The following is a 23646-nucleotide window of genomic DNA, read 5'->3' as shown; positions in this document are numbered from 1 at the left end:
CATGTGTCTTGCCGTACTGGCCTTGCATGCCCTGCCGGACATCCCCGTGCTGATCGCCGCCAACCGCGACGAATTCCATCAACGCCCCACCCTGCCCGCCGCGCAATGGTCCGACGCGCCCGAGGTCTATGCGGGGCGCGACGGCCTGGCCGGAGGCTCTTGGATGGGCGCCACCACCGGCGGCCGCTATGCGCTGGTGACGAACTTCCGCGAACCCGGCAAGACCATCGCCGATGCGCCGTCGCGCGGCGCGCTGGTGGAAGACTACCTGCGCGGCAACGCGACGCCGGCGGAATACCTGGCCAGGACGCACGCCATCGGCCAGGCCTACAACGGCTTCAACCTGATCGTGGGCGACGCCGATGAGGCCTGGTACCTGAGCAACCGCGATGGCGGACCACGCGCGCTGGCGCCGGGCGTGTATGCCCTGTCCAACCACCTGCTGGACACGCCCTGGCCCAAGCTCGCGCGCACCAAGGCGGCCTTCGAGGCCGTGCTGCGCGGCGGCCCCCAGCCCGACCTGCCCGCGCTGATGGCCGCGTTGGCGGACCGCGATCCGGCCGACGATGCCGACTTGCCCGCCACCGGCCTGCCGCTGGATCGGGAAAGGCTATTGAGCAGCCCCTTCATCGTCAGTCCGAACTATGGCACCCGCAGCTCCAGCGTGCTGACGCTGCGCGGCGACGGCGCCGGCCGGCTCGATGAAAGGCGCTTTGCCCCCGACGGCTCGGTCAGCGGCGAAAGCCTCCTGACATTTTCCTGGCACACGCCACGCGGTACGCTTCGATAGGCAGCGGAAACAATCGGTTGATATCGGAGACCCGCGGGCGCGAACTCCGCGCCGGCATCAGGGTCGAAATGTTCATGCGCGCACAAAAACGCGCTGATCGTCCTATTCAGGAGAATCTCATGAACAAGCGTATAGAACGCTGCACCATGGCCGCCGCGATGGCGCTGGGCAGCATGGCCTTTGCCGGAATCATGTCGACCGCCGTGGCAGGCATGCCGCCGGTGCAGCACCAGGGTTCGGTGCAATATGTCAGCGGCGGCATCGGGCTGGACGAGTCCGACGCCATGAAGGCCGCCGAGAAAGACTATCCGCTGGCGCTGACGTTCGCCGCGCAAAGCGGCAGCAAGGCCGACTACGTCGCCAATGTCGCGGTCTCGATCCACGACGCGCATGGCAAGTCAGTCCTGCAGGCCACCGCCGAAGGGCCCTATATGCTGGTGAAGCTGCCGGCGGGCAAGTACAAGGTCTCGGCCACCTACAACGGCAAGGTCCAGGAACGCGAAGTCTCGGTGGCGCACCCGGGCACCGCGCGCGCCGTGTTCGAATGGAAATAGCCGGCCTCAGGATCCAGGCCTGAAGGCGCGCGCCGCGGCCTCGATCTCGTTGGTCCAGATCCCGCCCGCATAGCCGGGCGGGACGCGGCGGATGTCTTCGGGCGTGTCGATGCCGGTGGAAAAGCCCTCTCCGGCATACGGGCCGATCAGGAACGCGCTGCTGCCCGCGGCTTGCATGCGCGCGAGGAAGCGGCCGGGCCAGCCCCATAGCCAGGGCGCGACATTCACCGGCACCATCAGCAGCATGCCGTGGCAAACCTTGGGCACATGGCCGGTCCAGCCTGTCGCCACATAGCGCAACAGGCAGGACTTCAGATCCGAACGCGTCAAGGTCCGCACGTCCGGCGCCAACTGGCGCAGCCGTTCCATCGGCTCCTCGCCCCCGTATGCCATGAAATCGGCGCGTCGCGCGGGCGGCATGGCATTGAGCACGGCGGCCAGCGCCGTGCCCTCGGTCGCATCGCGGCTCTTGATGTTGATCAGGAAACGCCCGCGCGGAAAGGCCTCCAGCACCTCGGCCAGCGAGGGCATCAGGCCGACTCCGCGCCCGCGGAAGGGATAGGTCCTGCCGCCGTCCGCCGTGTAGCCGTAGCCAATGTCCAGGGCCTTGAGCTCTGCCAGCGTGTGCTCGCGCGTCACGCCCTTGCCTTCGGTGCGGCAATCGACCGTCCAGTCATGGAAGACGGCGAACTGTCCGTCGGTGGTGGGATGAATGTCGATCTCGACGATGTCCGCGCCGGCCTCGAAACTGGCGCGCATGGACGCGATCGTGTTTTCCAGATAGCCATGCGTGGGCGGCAGGATGCGCGTCGCGGTGCAGGTGTCGGGCCCCATGCCGCTGGTGTCGTAGCGCTGCGCAATGCCGCGATGCGCGAGCAGCGTCGCCCGCGCGCCGGGCTCGGGCGTGGCGCGGTCGGCATTGTTGGCGTAGACGAACGCCAGCAGCGCGATCGCCGCCAGCGCCACGGCGCGCCGCTTGCGCATGCTCTTATACGCCCGAGAACAGGATCGCGATGATGAAGCCCACGCTGATCGCCCAGACCAGCGAGCGCAACGCGCCCCAGCCGGCCAGGTACATGGCCAGATAGCCCAGCCGCACGCCCAGCCAGCAAGCCATCAGCGTGGCCACGTGCGTGGGCGACGCCTGGTTGTACAGCGCGAACAGCACGGCCGCGTAGAAGAACGGCAGCGATTCGAAGGTGTTGGTCTGCGCCGCGTTGGCGCGCGCCCGCCAACCCTGCTGGCGTGCAAGCCAGGCGCGCGGATCATTGTTGTCGTACTTGTTGCCGCCGGCCTTGGCGACGATGGCCGATACGAAAGGCAGCACCGCCGCCGCCAACATCAACCACGCGATCAATTTCATAGTCTGGCTCCAAAGTGTCTGGCAGGCGCAAGAGTACCGCTGTTCGCGGCCTCGCGTCAGTTGCCGCTGCCCGCTGCGCCAGACGGCGCGCCGTCTGCCGCGCCAGACGGCGGGATGGACGCGGGCCGCGTTTACACTCAGCGCTTTCGGCCTGCCTGCTCCGCCCGTGTCCCTGCTCAGCCCCTGGTCTGCTTTGTTCCTCGCCGCCGCCATGCTCTGGCCGCCCGCCACCCGCCGCTGGGCGCTGGCGCCGCTGGCTGCCGCCTACGGCTGGGCCTGGATCGACGGCACGATAGATCCCGTCGCCCTGGCGTGGCCGGCTTTGCTGGCCATGGCGGCCTGGCTGGTCCGCCCGGGAGCGGCGCCGGCCGCAAGCGCGGCCGGGCATGCCTTGTTCATTGCGCTGGCCGCGCTGCTGTTCCTGCATCTGCTGCCGGGCTTTCACAACCCGCAGGTCATCGCGCCGGCGCCGTTAAGTCCGGACGCACAGCCCTTCGGCATGTACCTGAACCTGGACAAGCCGCTGGTGGCGTTCTGGGTGGTGTTGGCGCTGGCCACGCCCATGGCCGGGCCGGATGCGCGCGCCACCTTGTCTTCGGCCTTGCTGGCCTGCGCGGCCGCGATCGCGGTGTGCCTGGGCTGCGCGCTGGCACTGGGCGTGGTGGGCTGGGCGCCCAAGTGGCCGCCGTCGGGCTGGATATGGCTGGTCAACAACGCGCTGCTGGTGACGCTGGCCGAGGAAGCGCTGTTCCGCGGCTATCTGCAGCAGCGGCTGGCCATGCTGTGGCGCGGCCATGCCTGGGGTTCATGGGCCGCGTTGATGGTCGCGGCCGTGCTGTTCGGCCTGGCCCATTACACCGGCGGCTGGCAATGGATGCTGCTGGCCGGCCTGGCCGGCGCGGCCTATGGCATGGCCTACCGCCATGGCGGCCTGGCCGCCGCGGTGCTGGCGCACCTGGGCCTGAACGCGGCGCACTTCGGGCTGTTCACCTATCCCATGCGCGCCGTGTTCTGAAGGCGGAAGCCGACTAGGCCAGGGCCGGATAGTCGGTGTAGCCGCCTGGACCCGGGGCGTAGAAGGTGGCCGGGTTGGGACGGTTCAGCGGCGCCTTCAGTTCGAAGCGGCGCGCCAGGTCCGGGTTGGCGATGTACTGCACGCCGAAGGCCACGGCATCGGCCCGGCCCGCGGCCACGGCAGCCTCGGCGGAGTCGCGGTTGTAGCCTTCGTTGGCGATATAGGCGCCGCCGAATTCGGCCTTGAGCATCGGGCCCAGGCTGTTGGCCGCTTCATATTCGCGCACGCACAGGAAGGCGATGCCACGCTTGCCCAGTTCACGCGCCACATAGCCGAAGGTGGCGGCGGGATCGGAGTCGCCCATGGTGTGGATTTCGCCGCGCGGCGACAGATGCACGCCGACGCGGCCCGCGCCCCAGACCGAGACGCAGGCGTCCACCACCTCCAACAGCAGGCGCGCGCGGTTTTCCAGCGAGCCGCCGTAGGCGTCGGTGCGGCGGTTGGTGCTGTCCTGCAGGAACTGGTCCAGCAGATAGCCGTTGGCCGCATGCACTTCAACGCCGTCGAAACCGGCCTCCATGGCCATCTTGGCGCCGTGGCGGTAAGCCTCGACCACGCCGGGAATCTCGGCCGTTTCCAGCGCGCGCGGCGTGACGTAGGCGCGCTCCGGACGCACGTGGCTGACGTGGCCTTGGGCGGCGATGGCGCTGGGCGCAACCGGCAGCTCGCCGTCCAGGAACATCGGATCGGAGATGCGGCCCACGTGCCACAACTGCGCCACGATCAGGCCGCCGGCGGCGTGCACCGACGACGTGACCTTGCGCCAGCCCTGCACCTGTTCCGGGGTCCACAGGCCCGGAGTATCGGCGTAGCCCACGCCCTGCGGCGTGACGGCGGTGGCTTCGGTCAGGATCATGCCGGCGCCGGCGCGCTGGGTGTAGTACTCGACCATCAGGTCGTTGGGCACACGGCCCGGGCTGGCGTGCATGCGCGTCAGGGGCGCCATGACGATGCGGTTGCGCAGCGTCAGGTCGCCTGCGCGCAGGGGTTCAAATAAATGGCTCATGCGAAATCCTTGGCCCCGATGCCGGGGCCTTCTGGGCGTAGCGGGGCTACATATCCTGGTTCAGTCGCTGCAGGAATGCGGCGATGACGGCTTCGTTGCGACGATAAAAAATCCACTGCCCCACCTTGGTTGCCGAGATCAGGCCGGCGCGTTGCATGACGGCCAGGTGCGACGACACGGTGGACTGGGACAGGCCGCAGCGGCTGTCGATGTGGCCCGCGCAAACGCCATGCTCGAAGGTATGGCCCGGGCGCTCCTCGAAGTACGCATGCGGCGTCTTCAGCCACGCCAGAATGTCGCGCCGCACCGGATTGGCCAACGCCTTGAGGATGGCGTCGGCGTCGATGGCCGGCGAGGCGGCGGCGGGATCGGGGCTGGAGGTGGCGGTAGTCATATTGAAATATCGCAATTTATCGAATCTTATATCGGAACTATCCGATATATAGTCATGCCCCTGTGACGCGCAGGGCTATCGCGGTCACACTCAATCTCCCTGGACCCGTCCCCGCAGGCGCTTGACCTCGCCGTGCTGCACCTTGCGCTGGACGCGCCGGCGCTGCGAGGCGCGGGTGGGCTTGGTGGCGCGGCGCGGCTTGTCGGTGCGCGCCACGGCGCGCACCATGCCGATCAGGCGTTCGATGGCTTCGGCCCGGTTCTTGTCCTGGCTGCGGAACGACTGCGACTTGATGACGATGACCCCGTCCTTGGAGACGCGGTGGTCGCTCAACGCGCATAGCGCGTCCTTGATTTCCTCGGGCAGGCTGGAGGCGCGCACGTCGAAGCGCAGGTGCACCGCGCTGGACACCTTGTTGACGTTCTGGCCGCCCGCGCCCTGGGCGCGGATCATGGTGAACGCCAGGTCGCGCTCATCCAGGTAGATGGAATCTTGGACGTGAAACATAGGGCGCAAGTATAGATGCCCGGCGCCAAGTAAAATAATGCGCTTTGCCTGATTTATCCGAGGTCCGGCCTAGTCCGAAGGTCGGCCTTGCTCCCGGCGGCCTGCCCTTTTTTCGGGTCCGGCCTTGTCCCGGGGATCGGTCTTTTTCCAGGGTCCGGCCTTGTCCCGGCCCCCAGCACCACCATGACTTATTCCGCTAAAGAAATCTTCAAGACGCTGCAGGGCGAAGGCGCCCACGCAGGCCGCGCGGCGGTCTTCTGCCGCTTTGCCGGCTGCAATCTCTGGACCGGCCGCGAAAGCGACCGCGCCAGCGCCGCCTGCACCTTCTGCGACACCGACTTCGTCGGCACCGACGGCGAAGGCGGCGGCAAGTTCGCCACGCCCGAACTGCTGGCCGATGCCATCGCGGCGTCCTGGGGCCCGGGCGCCGACGACCGCTACGTGGTCTTCACTGGCGGCGAGCCGCTGCTGCAGCTGGACGCGCCCCTGCTCACCGCCGTGCATGCCCGCGGCTTCACCGTGGCCATCGAAACCAACGGCACCATCAAGCCGCCCGCCGGCGTCGACTGGATCTGCGTCAGCCCCAAGGGCACGGCGCCCGTGGTCCTGGAGCGCGGCGACGAGCTCAAGCTGGTCTACCCGCAAGCCAACGCGCAGCCCGAGGCCTTCGCGCACCTGGACTTCGACCACTTCTTCCTGCAACCCATGGACGGCCCCGCCCGCGCGGCCAACACCGAGCAGGCCGTCCAGTACTGTATGCAGCACCCGCAATGGCGGCTCAGCCTGCAGACCCACAAATACATAGGCATTCCATGATTTACCCTTGCCCCCTGCGGAGCGCGCCATGATTTCCGTGACCCGCAGGCTGGAGTTCGACGCCGGCCACCGCATTCCCGACCATCGCAGCCAGTGCCGCAACCTGCACGGCCACCGCTACGTGCTGGAGATCACCCTGACCGGCGACGTGGTGCAGGCGCCCGGCGAGTCCGACAACGGCATGCTGATGGATTTCTCTGAAATCAAGCACATCGCCAAGACCCATATCGTCGACGTCTGGGACCACGCCTTCCTGGTGTATGAAGGCGACGCCGCGGTGCGCGGCTTCCTGGACAGCCTGCCCGACCACAAGACGGTGGTGCTGGACCGCATCCCCACGGCCGAGAACCTGGCCGCCATCGTCTTCGAGACCCTGGCCCCCCACTATCACGGCCATTACGGCGCCGAGCTGCGCCTGACCCGCGTGCGCCTGTACGAAACGCCCAACTGCTGGGCCGACTGCAACGGCTGACCCCCGGGGCGCGGCCGCCACGGCCGCGCCGGCGTCGCTTTTCGCGGCGTTGATCCCGAACCCCTCCCTATCCGCCCCCGGTTTTCCATAGATGGAAAACCCGTTCCCTATTTTCCCGATTGAAAAAATCCATGGAGATATTCGCCATTTTCAATTATTAGTAAGCTAATAGATAGGATACAATCTATTCCATGAACACGCCCACCGACTCCCAGCTCATGGCCACCACCTCTGCATTGATGGTGCTGTCGCGCGCCTATCGCGGCGCCGCCGACAAGGCCCTGGCCGACTTCGACCTGTCCCAGGCCACGGCCTGGCCCGTCATCCTGACCGGCCGCCTGGGAGACGGCGTGCGCCAGGGGGCATTGGCCGAGGCGCTGGGCGTCGAAGGCCCTTCGCTGGTGCGGGTGCTGGACCACCTGGTGGCCGCCGGCCTGATGGAACGCCGCGAAGACCCACACGACCGCCGCGCCAAGACGCTGCACCTGACCGCAGCCGGCCAGGCGCTGCGCGCCAAGGTCGAGGACGTGCTGGTCGAATTGCGCCGCCGCCTGTTCCGCGACGTCAGCGTGGCGGACCTGGAAGCCTGCCTGCGGGTCTTCGACAGCCTGAAAGTGACCCTGGGCCGCGGCGGCGCGGGCACCCAGCAACAGGACGAACAAGCGTGAAACTCCCCAACGTCCGCGAATCCATCTTTTCGCTCAAGAGCTACCTGAGCGCCATCATGGCGCTCTACCTGGCTTACAGCATGGGTTTGCCGCGTCCGTTCTGGGCCATGACCACCGCCTATGTCGTGGCCCAGCCCTGGTCGGGCGCGGTGCGCTCCAAGGCGCTGTACCGCCTGGCCGGCACGTTCTTCGGCTCGGCCGCCACCGTCTACATGGTGCCGCGCCTGTCGAATTCGCCCGTGGTCATGACCGCGGCCATGGTGCTGTGGGTAGGCGCCTGCCTGTACCTGTCGGTGCTGGACCGCACGCCGCGCTCCTACCTCTTCATGCTGGCGGGCTACACCGCCGCGATGATCGGCTTCCCCAGCGTAACGGACCCTTCCCTGGTGTTCGACACCGCATTGGCGCGCGTCGAGGAAATCAGCCTGGGCATCGTCTGCGCCACGCTGATCCACAGCGTGGTGCTGCCGCGCGGGCTGGCGCCGGCGCTGACCCTGCTGCTGGACAAGGCCGTGCGCGACGCCCGCAACTGGATGCACGACACGCTCAGCGGCAAGACCGACGAACAAAAGGACCGCGACCGCCGCGTGCTGGCCAACGACATCACCCAGCTGCGCCTGCTGTCCACCCACGTGCCCTTCGACACCAGCAACCTGCGCTGGACCTCGGGCGCGGTGCGGGCCATGCAGGACCAGATCGCGGCGCTGACGCCCACGGTGTCCGCCGTGGAAGACCGCATGCGCGCCCTGCAGGCCGACGGCCAGCCGCTGCCGGAACCGGTCAGCCAGCTGCTCAACGACATCTCCGAATGGATCAATGCGGGCGCCCAGGCCACGCACGAAACCGCCGTGCGCCTGCGCGCCGCCGCCACCCGCCTCACGCCCGAGATCGACAGCCGCTCGACCTGGCGCGACATCCTGCTGGCCAGCCTGATGACGCGCCTGCGCGAACTCATCGACACCTATGACGAATGCCTGGCGCTGCGCCGCGAGATCCGCGCGGGCCTGGCGGGCGCGCGGCTGCGCACGTCCCGCGCCAACCACACGCACAACGCGGTGCTGCACCGCGACCGCGGCATGGCACTGCTGTCGGCCCTGGCCGCCGGCGTCGCCATTTCCGTCTGCTGCGCGTTCTGGATCGGCACGGCCTGGAGCAACGGCGCCACCGCCGCGCTCATGGCTGCCATCTTCAGCTGCTTCTTCGCCTCGCAGGACAACCCCGTGCCCGGCATCATGCAGTTCCTGACCTACACGGTGTATTCGATCCCGCTGTCGGCGCTGTACCTGCTGGGCATCATGCCCGCCCTGCACTCCTTCGAGATGCTGGCCCTGGCCATGCTGCCCACGACCTTCGTGCTGGGCATCTTCATCGCCCGGCCCGCCAGCGCCGGCAAGGCCATGGCGATGCTGTTCGGCTTCCTGGGCACGATGGCGCTGCAGGACACCAACACGGCCGACATCGTGTCCTTCATCGACACCCAGGTCGCGCAATGCATGGGCGTGGCCACCGCGGCCATCATCGCCGCCATCTTCCGCACCGTCAGCGCCGACTGGAGCGCGCGCCGCATCCAGGCCGCCAACTGGAAGGAACTGGAAACGCTGGCGAGCTCGCCGCGCGCGCCCTCGCGCCACACCTATGCCGCCCGCATGCTGGACCGCATCGGCCTCTTGCAGCCGCGCCTGGCGCTGGCCCAGCGTCCCGACGATCTGGTCGCCGCCGACGCGCTGAAGGACCTGCGCGTGGGCCGCGACATCACGGAACTGCAACGCGCGCGGCGCCACCTGCCCATGGCGGAACCGGCCATACAGCCGGTACTGGAAGGCCTGGCCAATTTCTTCCGCGCCCGCTCGGCCTGGAGAGTCGGCGAGAAGACGCCGGAGTTCCTGGCGCAGATCGACCGCGCCCTGGCCAGCGTGACCTCGACGCCCCCGGGCGCCGCCGCGCGCGACCGCGCGGTGGTCGCGCTGGTGGGCATACGCCGCGCCTTCTTCCCGGACGCGCCCGGCTACCAACCCGCCCATCCCACCCTGGAGGGCCAAGCATCATGATCGGCGAATTCAATCTCTACGGCGTCTATTTCCCCTGGCTGCTGGTGCTGGGCGTGGTGACCCTGGGGGTGGCCTGGGCGGTGCGCCGCGTGCTGGCCCGCGCCGGGCTGTACCGCCTGGTGTGGCACCCCGCGCTGTTCGACCTGGCGCTGTTCGTGGTGCTGCTGTACGGCGTATCCCTCATTTCCCCCTATTTTCTCCAGAGATAAGCATGAAACTCCCCAATGCCCTGCGCCCCGCAGCCATCGGCAAATTCGCGGTGACCGCCGTCGTCGTCGCCGCGGCCGCCTACGCCGGCTGGCAGCTCTGGGTGCACTATGAAGTCGAACCCTGGACCCGCGACGGCCGCGTCAAGGCCTATGTGGTGCAGGTCGCGCCCGATGTCTCCGGCCTGGTGACCAGCGTGCCGGTGCACGACAACCAGGACGTGAAGGCCGGCGACGTGCTGTTCGAGATCGACCGCGCGCGCTTCCAGCTGGCCTTCGACCAGGCCCAGGCCTCGGTGCGTTCCGCGCAAGTGGCGCGCGACCAGGCGGTGCGCGACGCCAAGCGCAACCGCTCGCTGGGCCAGTTGGTGGCCGCCGAAGCGCTGGAACAAAGCCAGACCAAGCTGCAGCAGACCGAGGCCGCGCTGGCCCAGGCCGAAGTGCAGCTCGACACCGCGCGCCTGAACCTGGAGCGCAGCCGGGTGCTGGCCGTCAACGACGGCCGCATCACCAACCTGGACCTGCGCGCGGGTTCCTACGCCAGCGCCGGCCGCGGCGTGATGGCGCTGGTGGATTCCGGCTCGTTCTACGTCGAAGGCTATTTCGAGGAAACCAAGCTGCCCGGCATCCACGAAGGCGATCCGGTCACGGTGACGCTGATGGGCGATTCGCACCATATCCGCGGCCACGTGGAAAGCATCGCCATGGGCATCGCCGACCGCGACCGCAGCACCGGCGCCAATCTGCTGCCCAACGTCAACCCGACGTTCAACTGGGTCCGCCTGGCGCAGCGCATTCCGGTGCGCGTGAAGATCGACGAAGTGCCCGAAGGCGTGCGCCTGGTGGCCGGCCAGACCGCCACCGTGTCGGTGGATTCCGATCTGGGCCATGCCCAGGGCAAGGCTCAGGCGAAGACTCAAGCCAAGACTCAAACCGAGGCTCAGCCCAACCCTCAGGCCAACGCGCGCCAGCCGTCCTGACCGGACATCCGCCGCCCTGTTTCCAACCCTCTTTACTTCTTATCGACGCACAGCCGTAACTGCCATGAACACCAGAAACCTTCTGCCGCTGATGCTGGCCCTGACGCTAGCCGGATGCACCACCGTGGGCCCGGATTACCAGGTGCCCGCCGGGTCGGTGGCCGAGCGGCAGAGCGCGCAGGCGCCATTCGCCCAGGCGCGCGAGGCGGCGTTCCGGCAGGATGCGGTGCCCGGCCACTGGTGGCGCCTGTACGACGACCCGGTGCTGGACGGGCTGGTGGAAAAGGCCCTGGCCGCCAACACCGACCTGCGCGTGGCCAGCGCCAACCTGGAACGCGCGCAAGCCGTGGTGCGCGAAACCCAGGCGCAACAGCAACCGTCCATCGGCGTCAATGCCTCGCCCACCTTCGGCCACGTGTCCGGCCTGCAGGAACTGCAACCCGGCATCGATCCGCCCAACCGCTGGTCCTATTCCATGGGCGCCAGCGTGGCCTACCAGCTGGACCTGTTCGGCCAGATCCGCCGCGCGGTGGAAGCGGCCAGCGGCGACGAACAGGCCGCGCAGGCCGCCTATGACGCCACCCGCGTCACGGTGGCCGCCGAGACCGCACGCGCCTACGCCAATATGTGCGCGGCCGGCATGCAGCTGGCCTCTGCCCAGCATTCGGTGCAGGTGCAGAAGGAATCGCTGGACGCCGTCGACCGGCTGCAACGCGCCGGCCGCGGCACGACGCTGGACGTGACCCGCGCGCGCAGCCAGCTGGAACAGCTGCAGGCCAACCTGCCGCCGTTCCAGGCCCAGCAGCGCACCGCGCTGTACCGCCTGGCCGCGCTGACCAGCCAGACTCCCGCCGAGATCTCCCCCGCCCTGCTGCAATGCGCCAAGGCGCCGCGCCTGACCGAGACCATCCCCGTGGGCGATGGCGCCGCGCTGCTGCGCCGCCGCCCGGACATCCGCCAGGCCGAACGCACCCTGGCCGCGTCCACCGCGCGCATCGGCGTGGCCACCGCGGACCTGTATCCGAAGATCTCGCTGGGCCTGTCGGCCGCCTCGGGCGGCCCGGCCACCATGTTCGGCGACCGCGGCACCTTCAGCTGGAGCGTCGGTCCATTGATCTCCTGGACCATCCCCAACACCGGCGCCGCGCAGGCCCGCATCGCCGAGGCCCAAGCCAGCACCAAGGCCGCGGCGGCGCGCTTCGACGCCACCGTGCTGAACGCCCTGCGGGAAACGGAAAGCGCGCTGGTGGTCTACGCCCGCCAGCTGGACCGCGACGCCGCCCTGCGCGCCGCGCGCGACCAGAGCGCCGAAGCCGCCTCGCAAGCCAGCCGCCTGTTCAAGTACGGCAAGACCGACTACCTGACCGTGCTGGACGCCGAGCGCACGCTGGCCACCAACGAAAGCGCGCTGGCCGCCTCGCAGGCCGAGCTCAGCAACGACCAGATCGCGCTGTTCCTGGCGCTGGGCGGCGGCTGGGAAAAGTAAGCCACGGCAGGCAATGTAATTTCCATAATATGGATATTGCATTGCCCACGAGATTTTGCCGCTCGTAGAATTGTCTCAAAGCTGATTCACACAACAATTAACAAGCCTGAATGTTCACAGCCGTGAACGACAAGCGCTTGGGCAATGAGACAAATCCATAATATGGAAAACCCATCAAGGGTGGCGGGTGCGCGCGTCCTCGACAGCATCACCAAACTGACGTCCGAAGACGCCGGCCGCGTCGTCATCGCGGGTTCGCACGGCGGCAGCTATGCGGCCTATTGCGCGGCGCGCGGCAACGTACGCGCCGCCATCCTGAACGATGCAGGCGTCGGCTGGCTGCAAGCCGGCATCGCTGGGCTGGCGGATTTGCAGCAATGGGGCGTGCCGGCAGCCGCTGCCGATTACCGCAGTTGCCGCATCGGCGACGGCGCCGACATGGCGCGCCACGGCGTGCTTAGTCACGCCAACGCGCTGGCGCAGGCGCTGGGTTGCCGGCCAGGCATGAGCGTCGCCGACGCAGCGGCCTTGCTGTCCCGCGCCCCTGCCAGCCAGGCGCGGCCTGCCCTGCAAAAAGAATCCCGCACCGTCATCGAGGCCGCCGCCGATGGCGCGGCGCTGGTCGTCGGCGCCGACTCCGTGTCGCTGCTGAATGCAGACGATGACGGGCGCATCGTGGTCACCGCATCCCATGGCGAACGGCTGGCCGGACTGCAAACCGATGGCGTGAAGGCCACCCCGCGCCTGGTGACGTTCAACGACGCCGGCATCGGCAAGGACAGCGCCGGCATCGGCCGCCTGCCGCTGTTGCAGCAACGTGGCATCGCCGCGCTGACGGTGTCGGCCTATAGCGCACGCATCGGCGACGCGCTTTCCTGCTACCAGGAAGGCACGATTTCTTGCGCAAACGCACGCGCCCGCGAATTGGGCTGCCGCGTCGGCACGCCGCTGAAAGCTTTCATCGACGCCCTGCTGAACGGGCGCGGCACTTACTAGGAGCACTACCCGCATGTCGGAAAAACTGGAAATCACGGGCGGCGAAGCCATTGCGCGCATGTTCGCCGCACACGATGTGGGGCTGATGTTCGGCATGGGCGGCTTTCAGTTGCTGCCGTTCTACGACGCCGTGCGACGCTTGAAGCTGAACCACAACCTGATCAACGATGAGCGCTGCGCGGTGTTCGCCGCCGACGCCTACACCAAGGTCAGCGGTCGGCCGGGCGTTTGTGACGCCACGCTGGGGCCAGGCGCAACCAACCTGGTCACCGGGCTGGCGGAAGCCTTCAATGCCGGCACGGCGATGGTGGCGCTGGTCGGCGATTCGCACCGGCTGCACTCCTGGAAGAACATGACGCAGGAAGCCCGCCAACTGGAAGTGCTGCGCCCGGTCGTCAAGGACGTGCTGCGTGTCGAGAAAATTGAACGTATCCCTGAGCTGGTGCGCCGCGCCTTTGCCGTCGCCACCAGCGGCCGCCCTGGCCCGGTAGTGTTGGACGTGCCGGAAGACATCGCGCATGAAGTCCACGCCTTCGATGCCGACGCCTTCCATTCCAGCGTCAATTACCGCCGCGCCCCCGCTTTGCGCTGCCGCCCCGCGGCCGACGATCTGGCGCAGGCCGCAAGCATGCTGGCGGGCGCCGCCCGGCCGTTGATGCTGTGCGGCGGCGGCGTGCACATCAGCGACGCCGCCGAAACCGTCCAGGCGTTTGCGCGTCGGTTCGGTATCCCCGTGGCCCATACGATGAGCGGCAAGGGCGCGGTCGCCTGCACCGACCCGCTCAACGCGGGCCTGTTCGGCCGCTACAGCCGCATCGCCAACGAGCTCATCGCCAAGGCCGATTGCCTGTTTGTCGTCGGCTGCAAGCTGGGTGAAGTCGCCACGCGCCGCTACGACTTGCTGGCGGGCGACACGCCCATCATCCATCTGGACATCGTGGCCGAAGAATTCGACCGCACGACGACGCCCGCCCTGCGCCTGTGGGGCGATGTGCGCGCCACGCTGGAAGAGCTCGGCGAGCGTCTGGGTAGCCAAGCGGCGCCTTCGCAAGCCCGCCAGGCCTATGTGGATGAAGTCGGGCAAGCCATGCATGCCTGGCGCGAATCCGTGCAAGGCAAGCTCACGTCGGGCGACAGCCCCATCGGCATGGCGCGGCTGATGCATGAGATCAATGCCGCACTGCCGGCGGACGGCATCCTGGTGGCCGATGGCGGATTCGCCGCGCACTGGGGCGGCTTGTTGTTCGACACCAAGCGCGCGGGCCGCGGCTTCGTGCCGGACCGCGGTTTCGCCTCGATCGGCTATGGCATCCCTGGCGCCATCGGCGCCGCCGCCGCCGCGCCGGGCCGTCAGGTCGTCAGCCTGACAGGCGACGGCGGCTGCAACATGTCGTTGGGCGAACTGGAAACGGCGGTGCGCATGGGCCTGGCGTTCACGTTGGTGGTGGTCAACAACGCCGCGTCGGGCTACATCAAGGCGTTGCAGCATCTGATGTACGGCAGCGGCAGCTATCAGTCGTCCGATCTGGCGGAAACCAACTACGCCAATGTGGCGCGCGCACTGGGATGCCAGGGCATCCGCGTGGAGGACCCCGCCGACATTCCGGCCGCACTGGCCGCGGCCTTTGCGTGCACGGACCGGCCCACCATTCTGGATGTGGTCGTCACGCGTGACCCCGCGCACATGCTGCCCGGCGTGGACAGCCGCGCCGCCAAGATCAAAGCGGGTGACCGGATCGCTTGACCCCGTATCGAGAAACCTGAAAAAAAACCGGCAATCCGCACAACAGTAGAGCAGCGAGGAGACAACCCGCATGAAAGCAAAAACCTGGATGACGCTGGCGGCCGCCACTTTGGCCGTCACCCTGACCGGCGCCGCAGCGGCGCAAAACAGCTACCCCGATCGCCCCATCCGTTTGATCGTGCCCTTCCCGCCCGGCGGGACGTCCGACATGGTCGGGCGCATTTTCGCCGAAGCGTTGGGCAAGCAAATCGGCCAGGCCGTCGTGGTGGAAAACCGGGGCGGCGCAGGAGGCACGGTCGGCACGCGCGCGGTCGCGGCGGCAGCGCCCGACGGCTACACGTTGCTGCTTGGCACGTCCAGCACCAACGGCACGAACCCCGCCGTCTACAAGACCCTGCCCTACGACGCCGTGAAGGACTTCACGCCGGTCACCCAGATCATCCGCGTACCGGGCGTGATCGTCGTCAACAAGAACTTTCCCGCCAAGGACTACACGTCTTTCGTCACCTTGATCAAAGGCGCGCCGGGCAAGTATTCGTATGCGTCGTCGGGCAACGGCGGGGCCACTCACATGGCGATGGAGTACTACAAGTCGTTGTCGGGGCTGGACATGATGCACGTGCCGTATCGCGGCACCGGCCCGGCGCTCAACGATGTGATCGCGGGCCAAGTGCCCATCCTGTGGGACACGGCGGCCTCGTCGATGGCGCACATCCAGTCGGGCAGCTTGAGGCCGATCGTTGTCGCCGCCAAAACGCGGCTGCCGCAATTGCCCGATGTGCCGACTTTCGCCGAGGTCGGGCTGCCCGACTACGACGCCGAAATGTGGAACGGGCTGCTTGCGCCGGCGGGCCTGCCTGCGGACATTCTTGCCAAGCTGAACGACGCGTCGCGCAAGGCGCTGGCCGATCCGCAGGTGCAGGCCAAGTACGCGGGCGTGGGCGCTTATGTCGTGGCCGACAAGCCCGACGCGTTTGCCGCGATGATTCGCGACGACGTGGCCAAGTGGAAGAAGGTGGCCGCTTTCGCGCACATTTCGGCGGAATGACATGAGCCAGCGCTTGAAGGACAAGGTGGCGCTGGTATTCGGCGCCGGCTCATCCGGGCCGGGCTGGGGCAACGGCAAGGCGGCCGCCGCCCTGTATGCGCGCGAGGGCGCGTGGGTGTTTGCGGTGGACGTGCGCGCCGAGGCCGCCGAGGAAACCCGGCGCGTCATCACCAGCGAAGGCGGCCGCTGCATCGCGCTGACCGCCGACGTGACCGACTCCGCGCAGATTCAGGCGGCGGTCGCGGCGGTGCTGAGCGAGGCCGGACGGATCGACGTGCTGCACAACAATGTAGGCATCACGGAAATGGGCGATCCCATCGAAGCCAGCGAGGAAAGCTGGCACCGCGTGCTGGACACCAACCTGACCGGCGTATTCCTGACCTGCAAACACGTGCTGCCAGCGATGCTGGAACAAGGCGCGGGCAGCATCGTCAACATCTCGTCGTTGGCGTCGATTCAGGTGAACACGTATCCGTACACCTCGTACTACGCGGCCAAGGCGGGCCTGAACCACCTGACCCGCTCCCTGGCCGTGCGCTATGCGCCCAACAACATCCGTGTCAACGCCGTGTTGCCGGGCGTCATCGATACCCCGTTGATCTATACGCAGATTGCGGGGCAGTTTGAAGATGTCGAGGAAATGCGCCGCCATCGTAACGCGGCCAGTCCGATGGGCCGGATGGGCGATGCCTGGGACGTGGCGCACGCCGCGCTGTTCCTGGCCAGCGACGAAGCCAAGTACATCACGGGCGTGTGTCTGCCCGTGGATGGCGGCAAGGCCTGCGCGGGCCGGTAAGTCAGACCCGCGGCGCGAGGTCTGCGGCCAGTTCGGCCGCAGACCGCTGCAAGGCGGCCACCACGTCCTGCAAGCGGGCGCCCGACAGGCGCGACCGGATCGCCGCCACGCTCAGCGCCGCCACCACCCGCTGTTCGCGGTCCAGCACCGGCACGCCCACCCCCACCATGTCGGGAATGATGCGCCCCGGGTTGAGCGCGTAGCCATTCTTGCGCGCCGCGGCAATGTCGTCGCGCAGCATGTCGGTGGACGGCAGATCGGGCGCGGCCGTGGCGTCGTAGCGCGCCAGCACCCGCTCGATATCGTCATTGGGCAAAAAGGCCAGCAGCGCCAGGCTGCCCGCCCCCACCCCCAACGGCCGCCGGTGCCCCACTTCCAAAGTCAGAATCTTGATGGGGAAGTCGCCCGTCTTGCGGTCCACGCAAACGGCTTCGTGCCCGGACCTGACGGACAGAAAGCTGGTGTCGCCCGTGGACTGCGCCAGGCGCAGCACCGCCGATTCCGCAATGGCCTTGATGCCGTGCCTGCCTTCGGCCGCCAGCCCCAGAATGTAGGACTCGCGCCCCAGGCTGTAGGTCTTGAGCTTGGTATTCAGCGACAGGAAGCCTTCTTGCAGCAAGGCCGACAGCATGCGGTGCGCGGTCGGTGGCGTGAGGCCGATGTCGCGCACCACGTCGGTCAGCCCGACGCCGCGCGCAGGCGCAGCGCCTACGTATTTCAGCAGGCGCAGGACGCGAAAAATGCTTTGTGCGCCGCCCACCGGGTCGGCGGCGCGCGGCAAGGAGGGCTGAGCCGGCATCAATGCACCGGGGTGCCGTCGGGCGGCGCCTGGTTGAGGCCCAGCGCGGCCTCCCAGCTGCGCAGCGGCACGCAGGTCTTCAAGCGCACGATGGCGCGCTCGATCAGCGCCGGATGCAGCGCGTGCCCCACCTGGGTGGCGATGTCGATGGTCGAGTCGCCGTGCAGCTCGGTCAGGCGCGCCTGGGCGGCCTGGATATGCTCCACGCTCATGATCGGATCGGCGGCGCCGTGCAGCAGGTGCAACGTGGTGAACTGCGGCGCGATCTTGGGCATCTGGGCATAGCGGCCCGAGAACGCGATGACGCGGCCGGCGATGCCGTCGTGCGCCTGCACCAGTTCCAGCACCATGATGGCGCCCTGCGAAAAACCCGCCAGGGCCGTGTCCGACTGCAGCAGGCCGAAGCGCGCCTGCGCCTCGCGCACATAGGTTTCCAGCGCCGGCAAGGCCTGCGCCACGCGTCCGGGGCGGTTTTCCTCCGTCACGCCGCGCACCGAAAACCATTGCCGGCCCTCGCCGCCGCCGTCGAAGGGCTCGAAACCCTGGGGCGCCAGCACCGCGGCGCTGGGGAACGCCGCGCGCACTGCCTGCGCCATGGGCTCCATGTCGTCGGGGCTGCCGCCCACGCCGTGCAGCAGGATGAACAGCTGGCGCACGTCGACGCCGGCATTGGGAAGAAATTCGAGAGAAGTGGAAGACGCCATGAAACTGCTCCGTGCTGGCTGGGGGCCGCCGGACGGCCCCTGAATAGCCTCATTGTAAAATGCGCGGCTTGAAGCAACCTTTGCCGCACCGCCACGGACCGGCTGGCTTGCGCGGCGTTGCCTGGCGGGCAGGCCCGCATGCCCGTGCCTGATGGTCCCCTGCCCCGGCAACCTCCTACCCCAGCAATGCAAATTCCAACAACAGAATCCGGCGCCACGCCTGCCGGCCAGAACCAGCTGCATCGCGTGCTCAAGGCGCGCCACCTCACGATGATAGCGTTGGGCGGGGCCATCGGCACCGGCCTGTTCGTCGCCTCCGGCGCCGCGATCGCGCAAGCGGGCCCGGGCGGCGCGCTGCTGGTCTACCTGGCCATCGGGCTGATGGTCTATTTCATCATGACCAGCCTGGGCGAACTGGCCACCTTCATGCCGGTATCGGGCTCCTTCTGCACCTATGCCTCGCGCTACGTGGACGGCGGTTTCGGCTTCGCGCTGGGCTGGAACTTCTGGATCAGCTGGGCCACCGTGGTGGCGGTGGACGTGGTGGCCGCGCAGCTGGTCATGGCGTATTGGTTCCCCGATACGCCCGGCTGGATCTGGAGCGTGGCCTTCCTAGCCCTGACCTTCGGCCTGAACGCCTTCTCGGCGCGCAGCTTCGGCGAGGCCGAATACTGGTTCGCCATCATCAAGGTCGTGGCCGTGCTGTGCTTCATCGGCGTCGGGCTGGCGATGCTGGTGGGCATCATCCACAGCGGCACGCCGGTGGGCCTGGTGAACTGGTCGGTCGGCGACGCGCCCTTCGTGGGCAATGCGGCCACCTGGGTCGGCGTGGCGATGGTGGTGGCCTATTCGTTCCAGGGCACCGAACTGGTGGCCGTGGCCGCCGGCGAATCCGAGAATCCTCGCCGCAACGTGCCGCGTGCGATCAACCACGTGTTCTGGCGCATCCTGCTGTTCTACGTGCTGGCCATCCTGATCATCGGCCTGCTGCTGCCCTATACCGACCCGCAGCTGCTGCGCAACGAAGTGGAAGACATCGCCGTCAGCCCCTTCACCCTGGTGTTCCAGCACGCGGGGCTGCTGTCGGCGGCCACCGTGATGAACGCCGTGATCCTGACCTCGGTGCTGTCCGCCGGCAATTCCGGCATGTACGCGGCCACGCGGATGCTGTTCAACATGGCGGCCGAAGGCCAGGCCCCGGCCATATTCCGCCGCGTAACCGGCAAGGGCGTGCCGCTGTACGCGCTGATAGCCACCGCGCTGCTGGCCTGTCTGTGCCTGTTCAGCCTGGTGTACAGCCCCAAGGCCGTCTACATCTGGCTGTTGAACTTCGCCGGCATGACGGAATTCATCGTCTGGCTGAGCATCGCGGTCAGCCATTACCGTTTCCGCCGGGGCTATGTGAAGCACGGCTACGACACCGCCGACCTGCCCTACAAGGCCGGCCTGTTCCCCTTCGGCCCCCTGCTCGCCTTCGTCCTGTGCCTGGTGGTCACCCTGGGCCAGAACTACCAGGCCTTCCTGCAAGACCGCATCGACTGGATCGGCGTGATCTCCACCTACCTGGCGATTCCGCTGTTCCTGGCCCTGTGGCTCGGGCACCGGCTGGTGCGCAAGTCGCACTGGATCCGGTATGAGGACATGCGTTTCCAGGAGTTGAATCTGAATGGCGCGACGGACACGCAGCCCGCCGCGCCAACGGCGGCGGGCGTCCGGGCCTAGGCGCTCTGCGCAAAAACAGCAGCGGGCCCATTCTTTCCGCTTTACTCGAAAAAGGGCCGCGGCTGTTGGATGATGACGCCATGCCAACCCAGGCCCGCATAGGTTTCGTAGCCTGGCGTCACGGAATAGCCGACCAGGCTGCGGTCGGCGTTTTCATAGTAGCCGCGCGCATTCTCGCCGCTGCGCAGGATGTAGCGCTCGTTCAAGGTAGCCCTGGCGTCGGACGCCGCGATGACCCGCAGATTGCCGTCCACCAGCAGGCAACGGCTGCGGGTCCATTCTTCCTCCGACAGGCCCACTGACTGCACGATGCTGTCGGCCTGCCGCGCCCAGTCAAAGAAGACGCCTAGAACCCCCAGGGGCTTGCCGTGCTTATCCGCGTTCTGGCGGATGGCGGTCGCATAGGTCGCCACATGGGCGTCGCCCAGCAGGCGTTCGCGCTCGACGTCCATGGCCACATAGCCGGCGCCGTCCGCCGTGGCCATCCCGCGCCGGAACCATTCGGCATGCGCCACGCTGGCGCCGCGCGCCTGCGGATACAGATCCGGCCGGCCGTTGGCCACGATCCGGCCCCGGGCGTCGGCCACCCACAGGTCCAGGTAGACCGTGTAGCTGTCCAGGATCACGCCCAGGCGTTGGCTGGCATGGCTTGCGGTTTCCGGAGACTCCCGCTGCAGGGCGGCCACCACCGAGGAATCCGTTGCCCACCAGCGCACATCGCATGACCGCTCGTACAAGTTGCGATCCATCGTTTCGATCATGTTCAAGGCCAGGTCTCCCAGACGGCGGCCCTCGTGGCCCCGGATCTCACGCAAAGTACTTTCACCGATGCGGATCAGGTCTGCAATCGAACCCGCCAGTTCCTCCTTCAGCGAGTCAGCAATGCCGGTGATCTGTTCGGACACGGATTGCACTTGATTGGCGACCACGGCAAAGCCCCGCCCCGCCTCGCCTGAACGCGCGGCCTCGATACGCGCGTTCAGGGACAAGTACTTGGCCTGTTGATTGATATCGACAATGCTCTTGATCTTCTCGTTCGATATCCGTTCGACTCGACGCGAGAGTTCGACGATTTTTTCTGGTTGATGGGCCATTTGCGGTAATCCTCCGTAGAAACCGTTGTCTCGTGAAAAAGCAGTGACATTTGTTCACAAGCAGAAACCATGCCAAGCAGCGGGCCAGCGAAATACGCCGCCTTGCTTGAGGGGACTCCAGACGGTTCGGCGCGACGCACCAAGCCAGTGCATGGCGCGTGCACATTCAAAGACGCCAAGGCAATCGAAGGCCCGGTATATACTGTATATACATACAGCTATAATGACGCATCGGCCACTCCCCGGCTCCTGTCATCCAGGAATCGACCCCATGCAGTCCCCAGAACGTATCCATCCCGCGTTGTGGCGCGCCACCCAGTTGGCTCAAGGCGCCGCCCGCACCCTGCCCACCGGGCATGCCGCGCTTTCGGCCGAGCTGCCGGACGGCGGCTGGCCGCTGGGTTCGCTGACCGAACTGCTGGTCCCGCACCCCGGCATAGGCGAAATCCGCCTGTTGCGCCCGGCGCTGGCCCAGCTGGAGACGCGCCGCGCCATTGCGCTGGTGCAGCCTCCGCACACGCCCCATATCGCCAGCTGGATGAGCTGGCGGCTGGATCCCCGCCAATTGCTCTGGGTGGCGCCGCAAAAGCCCGTGGACGCGCTGTGGGCCGCCGAACAGATCCTGAAGAACGGCAGCTGCGGCGCCCTGGTCTGCTGGCTGCCCCACGTGCGCCCCGAATCCCTGCGCCGCCTGCATCTGGCCGCCCAGGCCAGCGACCTGCTGTTCATCGCCGTGCGCCCCAGCAGCGCGGCGCAGAACGCCACGCCCGCGCCCTTGCGGCTGGCGCTGGCGCCGGCCGCGGGCGGCCTGTCCGTCCACATCCTGAAGCGCCGCGGGCCCGCCTGCGACACGCCGCTGTACGTGGGCCTGGAATCCGGCGCCACATCCCCTGTTTCTCCCCGCCATGCGCCTCTGGATCGCCGCCTTCCTGCGCTGCCTGCCGCTGGACGCACTGCGCCCGCACTGGCCGCTTGAGGGGCAGGCGTTCGCGGTCCTGGAACAGGAACGCGTCGCCGCCCTGACGCCCGCCGCCCGCCGCGCCGGCGTGAAGCCCGGCATGCGCCGCGCGGGCGCGGCCGCCATCGCCCCGGAAGTCGAACTGCTGCCCCGCGATCCGCTGACCGAGGCCGAAACCTTGCAGGGCGCCGCCCTGGCCCTGCTGCAATACACGCCCGAAGTCGCCCTGGCCGACGGCGACACCCTGCTCCTGAGCGTGGGCGCCAGCCTGATGTTCTTCGGCGGCCCCAAGGCCCTGCACCGGCGGGTAGCCGCCACGCTGCGCGCCCTGGACCTGCGCGTCTCGCTAGGCATGGCGCCGACCGCCGCCGGCGCCTGGCTGCTGGCGCGCAACCCCAGCCGGCGCGCGCCCCGGCGCACCCTGAGGCTGCCCACCCTGACCCGGCGGCTGGACGCCCTGCCGCTGGCCCTGCTGCCGCAGGCGCAGGCCCGCCGCGACTGGCTCGACGACATCGGCTGCCATACCCTGGCGGACCTGCGCGCCCTGCCGCGCGCCGGCCTGCAACGGCGCAGCGCGCCCGAGCTGCTGCAGGCCCTGGACGCCGCCTATGGGCTGGCGCCCGAACTGCACCGCTGGATCGAACCGCCGCACCAGTTCTCGCGCCGCATCGAGCTCACCGACTACGTCGAGCACACCGACGCGGTGCTGGCGGTGGCGCGCCGCCTGGCCGAACAGCTGGGCGGCTGGCTGACCGCCCGGCAACTGGCGGTGCGCCGCGTGGTGCTCAGCATGGAACACGAACGCGGCCGCCATGCCCGGCCGCCCGCCGAACTGGAGCTGGCCCTGGCCCAGCCGGTCTGGCAGGCGCCGCAGATCCTCAACCTGCTGCGCGAAAAGCTGTCCCGCTACACCCTGGACGCGCCCGTGATCGCCGTGGCGCTGCTGGCGCCCGACACGGTCGAGCAGCCCGCCGCCAGCACCACCCTGTTCCCCGAGCCCGGTGGCACGCCCGCCGACCATGCGCGGCTGCTGGACCTGCTGGTGGCGCGGCTGGGCCGCGACCAGGTGCGCCATGCCCATCCGGTGCCCGACCACCGCCCCGAGGCCGCCAACGCCTGGGGCGACGCGCTCTCCCCGCCGCAGCGCCCCGCGCCCCTGCCCGCCCTGCTGGACCGGCCCTTCTGGCTGCTGGACCCGCCGCAGCCCTTGAAGCTGTCCGGCCACCGGCCGCAGTACGGCGGCCAGGCGCTGCGGCTGATGCGCGGCCCCGAGCGCATCGAAAGCGGCTGGTGGGACCCGGCCCTGACCGTGCGCGACTACTTCGTCGCCGAGGACGCGGCGGCCGCGCGCTACTGGATCTACCGCGAGCGCGACGACGAGCACGCCCGCTGGTTCCTGCATGGGCTCTACGCCTGAGGC

General features: G+C 68.2%; 25 protein-coding genes. 17 read left to right on the top strand and 8 right to left on the bottom strand.

The window, feature by feature from the left end; genetic code table 11:
* The first annotated feature begins 1 nt into the window (after position 1).
* A complete protein-coding gene (locus tag HWY37_RS13540) occupies positions 2-790 on the top strand; it encodes an NRDE family protein (protein WP_176088846.1) in 789 nt (262 codons plus the stop codon).
* Positions 791-909: 119 nt separating this feature from the next.
* Positions 910-1344, top strand: a complete 435-nt coding sequence (locus HWY37_RS13535; RefSeq protein WP_176088845.1) for a carboxypeptidase-like regulatory domain-containing protein — start codon at positions 910-912, stop codon at positions 1342-1344.
* 6 nt (positions 1345-1350) lie between these two features.
* Here HWY37_RS13535 and HWY37_RS13530 read toward each other — a convergent pair whose 3' ends face one another.
* Positions 1351-2328, bottom strand: a complete 978-nt coding sequence (locus HWY37_RS13530; protein WP_176088844.1) for a glycerophosphodiester phosphodiesterase family protein — start codon at positions 2326-2328, stop codon at positions 1351-1353.
* A 4-nt stretch (positions 2329-2332) separates the two neighbouring features.
* Positions 2333-2707 carry an MAPEG family protein gene (locus HWY37_RS13525; RefSeq protein ID WP_175211121.1) on the bottom strand — a complete coding sequence of 125 codons (375 nt, stop codon included), beginning with the start codon at positions 2705-2707 and terminating at the stop codon, positions 2333-2335.
* 211 nt (positions 2708-2918) lie between these two features.
* On the opposite strand from HWY37_RS13525, the gene HWY37_RS13520 reads away from it, so the two are divergent.
* Complete coding sequence (locus HWY37_RS13520; protein WP_176089080.1) at positions 2919-3722, top strand: CPBP family intramembrane glutamic endopeptidase; 804 nt, start codon at positions 2919-2921, stop codon at positions 3720-3722.
* Positions 3723-3735: 13 nt separating this feature from the next.
* Here the strand turns inward: HWY37_RS13520 and HWY37_RS13515 are convergent, their stop codons facing one another.
* From HWY37_RS13515 to arfB, 3 genes are all read right to left on the bottom strand, one after another.
* Complete coding sequence (locus HWY37_RS13515) at positions 3736-4788, bottom strand: alkene reductase (RefSeq protein ID WP_176088843.1); 1053 nt, start codon at positions 4786-4788, stop codon at positions 3736-3738.
* Positions 4789-4834: 46 nt separating this feature from the next.
* On the bottom strand, positions 4835-5182 hold the full coding sequence (locus tag HWY37_RS13510) for an ArsR/SmtB family transcription factor (RefSeq protein WP_175211117.1): 348 nt from the start codon (positions 5180-5182) through the stop codon (positions 4835-4837).
* 90 nt (positions 5183-5272) lie between these two features.
* Positions 5273-5689 carry an alternative ribosome rescue aminoacyl-tRNA hydrolase ArfB gene (gene arfB / locus HWY37_RS13505; RefSeq protein WP_175211115.1) on the bottom strand — a complete coding sequence of 139 codons (417 nt, stop codon included), beginning with the start codon at positions 5687-5689 and terminating at the stop codon, positions 5273-5275.
* 183 nt (positions 5690-5872) lie between these two features.
* On the opposite strand from arfB, the gene queE reads away from it, so the two are divergent.
* The 11 genes from queE (at position 5873) to HWY37_RS13450 (ending at position 16949) form a co-directional block, all read left to right on the top strand.
* Positions 5873-6505, top strand: a complete 633-nt coding sequence (gene queE / locus HWY37_RS13500; RefSeq protein ID WP_176088842.1) for a 7-carboxy-7-deazaguanine synthase — start codon at positions 5873-5875, stop codon at positions 6503-6505.
* A gap of 28 nt (positions 6506-6533) precedes the next feature.
* A complete protein-coding gene (queD, locus tag HWY37_RS13495) occupies positions 6534-6977 on the top strand; it encodes a 6-carboxytetrahydropterin synthase QueD (RefSeq protein WP_042793796.1) in 444 nt (147 codons plus the stop codon).
* A gap of 191 nt (positions 6978-7168) precedes the next feature.
* On the top strand, positions 7169-7645 hold the full coding sequence (locus tag HWY37_RS13490) for a MarR family winged helix-turn-helix transcriptional regulator (RefSeq protein WP_176088841.1): 477 nt from the start codon (positions 7169-7171) through the stop codon (positions 7643-7645).
* Positions 7642-9693 carry an FUSC family protein gene (locus HWY37_RS13485; protein ID WP_175211109.1) on the top strand — a complete coding sequence of 684 codons (2052 nt, stop codon included), beginning with the start codon at positions 7642-7644 and terminating at the stop codon, positions 9691-9693. The genes HWY37_RS13490 and HWY37_RS13485 overlap by 4 nt, the downstream gene beginning before the upstream one ends.
* Positions 9690-9902 (top strand): DUF1656 domain-containing protein, encoded by a 213-nt coding sequence (locus HWY37_RS13480; RefSeq protein ID WP_173147988.1) that lies wholly within the window; start codon positions 9690-9692, stop codon positions 9900-9902. Before HWY37_RS13485 ends, HWY37_RS13480 begins: the two co-directional genes overlap by 4 nt.
* Before the next feature lie 2 nt (positions 9903-9904).
* The gene (locus HWY37_RS13475; RefSeq protein ID WP_176088840.1) at positions 9905-10879 is read left to right on the top strand and encodes an efflux RND transporter periplasmic adaptor subunit; all 975 of its coding nucleotides are present in this window, start codon (positions 9905-9907) and stop codon (positions 10877-10879) included.
* A gap of 64 nt (positions 10880-10943) precedes the next feature.
* Positions 10944-12365 carry an efflux transporter outer membrane subunit gene (locus HWY37_RS13470; RefSeq protein WP_175211105.1) on the top strand — a complete coding sequence of 474 codons (1422 nt, stop codon included), beginning with the start codon at positions 10944-10946 and terminating at the stop codon, positions 12363-12365.
* Between the two features lie 162 nt (positions 12366-12527).
* On the top strand, positions 12528-13361 hold the full coding sequence (locus tag HWY37_RS13465) for a hypothetical protein (protein WP_176088839.1): 834 nt from the start codon (positions 12528-12530) through the stop codon (positions 13359-13361).
* A 13-nt stretch (positions 13362-13374) separates the two neighbouring features.
* Positions 13375-15105, top strand: coding sequence for a thiamine pyrophosphate-binding protein (locus tag HWY37_RS13460; protein WP_176088838.1), 1731 nt, complete (start codon positions 13375-13377; stop codon positions 15103-15105).
* A gap of 70 nt (positions 15106-15175) precedes the next feature.
* Complete coding sequence (locus HWY37_RS13455; protein WP_176088837.1) at positions 15176-16153, top strand: Bug family tripartite tricarboxylate transporter substrate binding protein; 978 nt, start codon at positions 15176-15178, stop codon at positions 16151-16153.
* Position 16154: 1 nt separating this feature from the next.
* Positions 16155-16949, top strand: coding sequence for an SDR family NAD(P)-dependent oxidoreductase (locus tag HWY37_RS13450; RefSeq protein ID WP_176088836.1), 795 nt, complete (start codon positions 16155-16157; stop codon positions 16947-16949).
* A 1-nt stretch (position 16950) separates the two neighbouring features.
* On the opposite strand, the gene HWY37_RS13445 is transcribed toward HWY37_RS13450, so the two are convergent.
* Positions 16951-17748, bottom strand: coding sequence for an IclR family transcriptional regulator (locus HWY37_RS13445; RefSeq protein WP_246302291.1), 798 nt, complete (start codon positions 17746-17748; stop codon positions 16951-16953).
* Positions 17748-18452, bottom strand: coding sequence for an esterase (ypfH, locus tag HWY37_RS13440; RefSeq protein ID WP_175211103.1), 705 nt, complete (start codon positions 18450-18452; stop codon positions 17748-17750). Before ypfH ends, HWY37_RS13445 begins: the two co-directional genes overlap by 1 nt.
* A gap of 186 nt (positions 18453-18638) precedes the next feature.
* Here ypfH and HWY37_RS13435 point away from each other — a divergent pair, with 186 nt between their 5' ends.
* Positions 18639-20174, top strand: a complete 1536-nt coding sequence (locus HWY37_RS13435; protein ID WP_176088834.1) for an amino acid permease — start codon at positions 18639-18641, stop codon at positions 20172-20174.
* A 41-nt stretch (positions 20175-20215) separates the two neighbouring features.
* On the opposite strand, the gene HWY37_RS13430 is transcribed toward HWY37_RS13435, so the two are convergent.
* Positions 20216-21268 carry a methyl-accepting chemotaxis protein gene (locus tag HWY37_RS13430; RefSeq protein ID WP_175211099.1) on the bottom strand — a complete coding sequence of 351 codons (1053 nt, stop codon included), beginning with the start codon at positions 21266-21268 and terminating at the stop codon, positions 20216-20218.
* A gap of 271 nt (positions 21269-21539) precedes the next feature.
* Between HWY37_RS13430 and imuA the strand changes: the two genes are divergently transcribed.
* A complete protein-coding gene (gene imuA / locus HWY37_RS13425) occupies positions 21540-22244 on the top strand; it encodes a translesion DNA synthesis-associated protein ImuA (protein WP_175211097.1) in 705 nt (234 codons plus the stop codon).
* Positions 22174-23643 (top strand): Y-family DNA polymerase, encoded by a 1470-nt coding sequence (locus tag HWY37_RS13420; protein ID WP_176088833.1) that lies wholly within the window; start codon positions 22174-22176, stop codon positions 23641-23643. The genes imuA and HWY37_RS13420 overlap by 71 nt, the downstream gene beginning before the upstream one ends.
* Positions 23644-23646 lie beyond the last annotated feature (3 nt).

It is taken from the genome of Achromobacter anxifer (genome assembly GCF_903652925.1).
Classification (GTDB): Bacteria; Pseudomonadota; Gammaproteobacteria; order Burkholderiales; family Burkholderiaceae_B; genus Achromobacter; species Achromobacter anxifer.
This window is presented reverse-complemented; position numbering and strand designations above follow the sequence as displayed.

Coding starts and splice junctions, on each gene's coding strand:
- HWY37_RS13515 (WP_176088843.1), bottom strand. CDS start 4,788: ATGAGCCATTTATTTGAACCCCTGCGCGCAGGCGACCTGACGCTGCGC.
- HWY37_RS13480 (WP_173147988.1), top strand. CDS start 9,690: ATGATCGGCGAATTCAATCTCTACGGCGTCTATTTCCCCTGGCTGCTG.
- HWY37_RS13540 (WP_176088846.1), top strand. CDS start 2: ATGTGTCTTGCCGTACTGGCCTTGCATGCCCTGCCGGACATCCCCGTG.
- HWY37_RS13455 (WP_176088837.1), top strand. CDS start 15,176: ATGAAAGCAAAAACCTGGATGACGCTGGCGGCCGCCACTTTGGCCGTC.
- HWY37_RS13465 (WP_176088839.1), top strand. CDS start 12,528: ATGGAAAACCCATCAAGGGTGGCGGGTGCGCGCGTCCTCGACAGCATC.
- imuA (WP_175211097.1), top strand. CDS start 21,540: ATGCAGTCCCCAGAACGTATCCATCCCGCGTTGTGGCGCGCCACCCAG.
- HWY37_RS13445 (WP_246302291.1), bottom strand. CDS start 17,748: ATGCCGGCTCAGCCCTCCTTGCCGCGCGCCGCCGACCCGGTGGGCGGC.
- queD (WP_042793796.1), top strand. CDS start 6,534: ATGATTTCCGTGACCCGCAGGCTGGAGTTCGACGCCGGCCACCGCATT.
- queE (WP_176088842.1), top strand. CDS start 5,873: ATGACTTATTCCGCTAAAGAAATCTTCAAGACGCTGCAGGGCGAAGGC.
- HWY37_RS13435 (WP_176088834.1), top strand. CDS start 18,639: ATGCAAATTCCAACAACAGAATCCGGCGCCACGCCTGCCGGCCAGAAC.
- HWY37_RS13535 (WP_176088845.1), top strand. CDS start 910: ATGAACAAGCGTATAGAACGCTGCACCATGGCCGCCGCGATGGCGCTG.
- HWY37_RS13525 (WP_175211121.1), bottom strand. CDS start 2,707: ATGAAATTGATCGCGTGGTTGATGTTGGCGGCGGCGGTGCTGCCTTTC.
- HWY37_RS13490 (WP_176088841.1), top strand. CDS start 7,169: ATGAACACGCCCACCGACTCCCAGCTCATGGCCACCACCTCTGCATTG.
- HWY37_RS13460 (WP_176088838.1), top strand. CDS start 13,375: ATGTCGGAAAAACTGGAAATCACGGGCGGCGAAGCCATTGCGCGCATG.
- arfB (WP_175211115.1), bottom strand. CDS start 5,689: ATGTTTCACGTCCAAGATTCCATCTACCTGGATGAGCGCGACCTGGCG.
- HWY37_RS13420 (WP_176088833.1), top strand. CDS start 22,174: ATGCGCCTCTGGATCGCCGCCTTCCTGCGCTGCCTGCCGCTGGACGCA.
- HWY37_RS13470 (WP_175211105.1), top strand. CDS start 10,944: ATGAACACCAGAAACCTTCTGCCGCTGATGCTGGCCCTGACGCTAGCC.
- HWY37_RS13450 (WP_176088836.1), top strand. CDS start 16,155: ATGAGCCAGCGCTTGAAGGACAAGGTGGCGCTGGTATTCGGCGCCGGC.
- HWY37_RS13520 (WP_176089080.1), top strand. CDS start 2,919: ATGCTCTGGCCGCCCGCCACCCGCCGCTGGGCGCTGGCGCCGCTGGCT.
- HWY37_RS13510 (WP_175211117.1), bottom strand. CDS start 5,182: ATGACTACCGCCACCTCCAGCCCCGATCCCGCCGCCGCCTCGCCGGCC.
- ypfH (WP_175211103.1), bottom strand. CDS start 18,452: ATGGCGTCTTCCACTTCTCTCGAATTTCTTCCCAATGCCGGCGTCGAC.
- HWY37_RS13475 (WP_176088840.1), top strand. CDS start 9,905: ATGAAACTCCCCAATGCCCTGCGCCCCGCAGCCATCGGCAAATTCGCG.
- HWY37_RS13430 (WP_175211099.1), bottom strand. CDS start 21,268: ATGGCCCATCAACCAGAAAAAATCGTCGAACTCTCGCGTCGAGTCGAA.
- HWY37_RS13530 (WP_176088844.1), bottom strand. CDS start 2,328: ATGCGCAAGCGGCGCGCCGTGGCGCTGGCGGCGATCGCGCTGCTGGCG.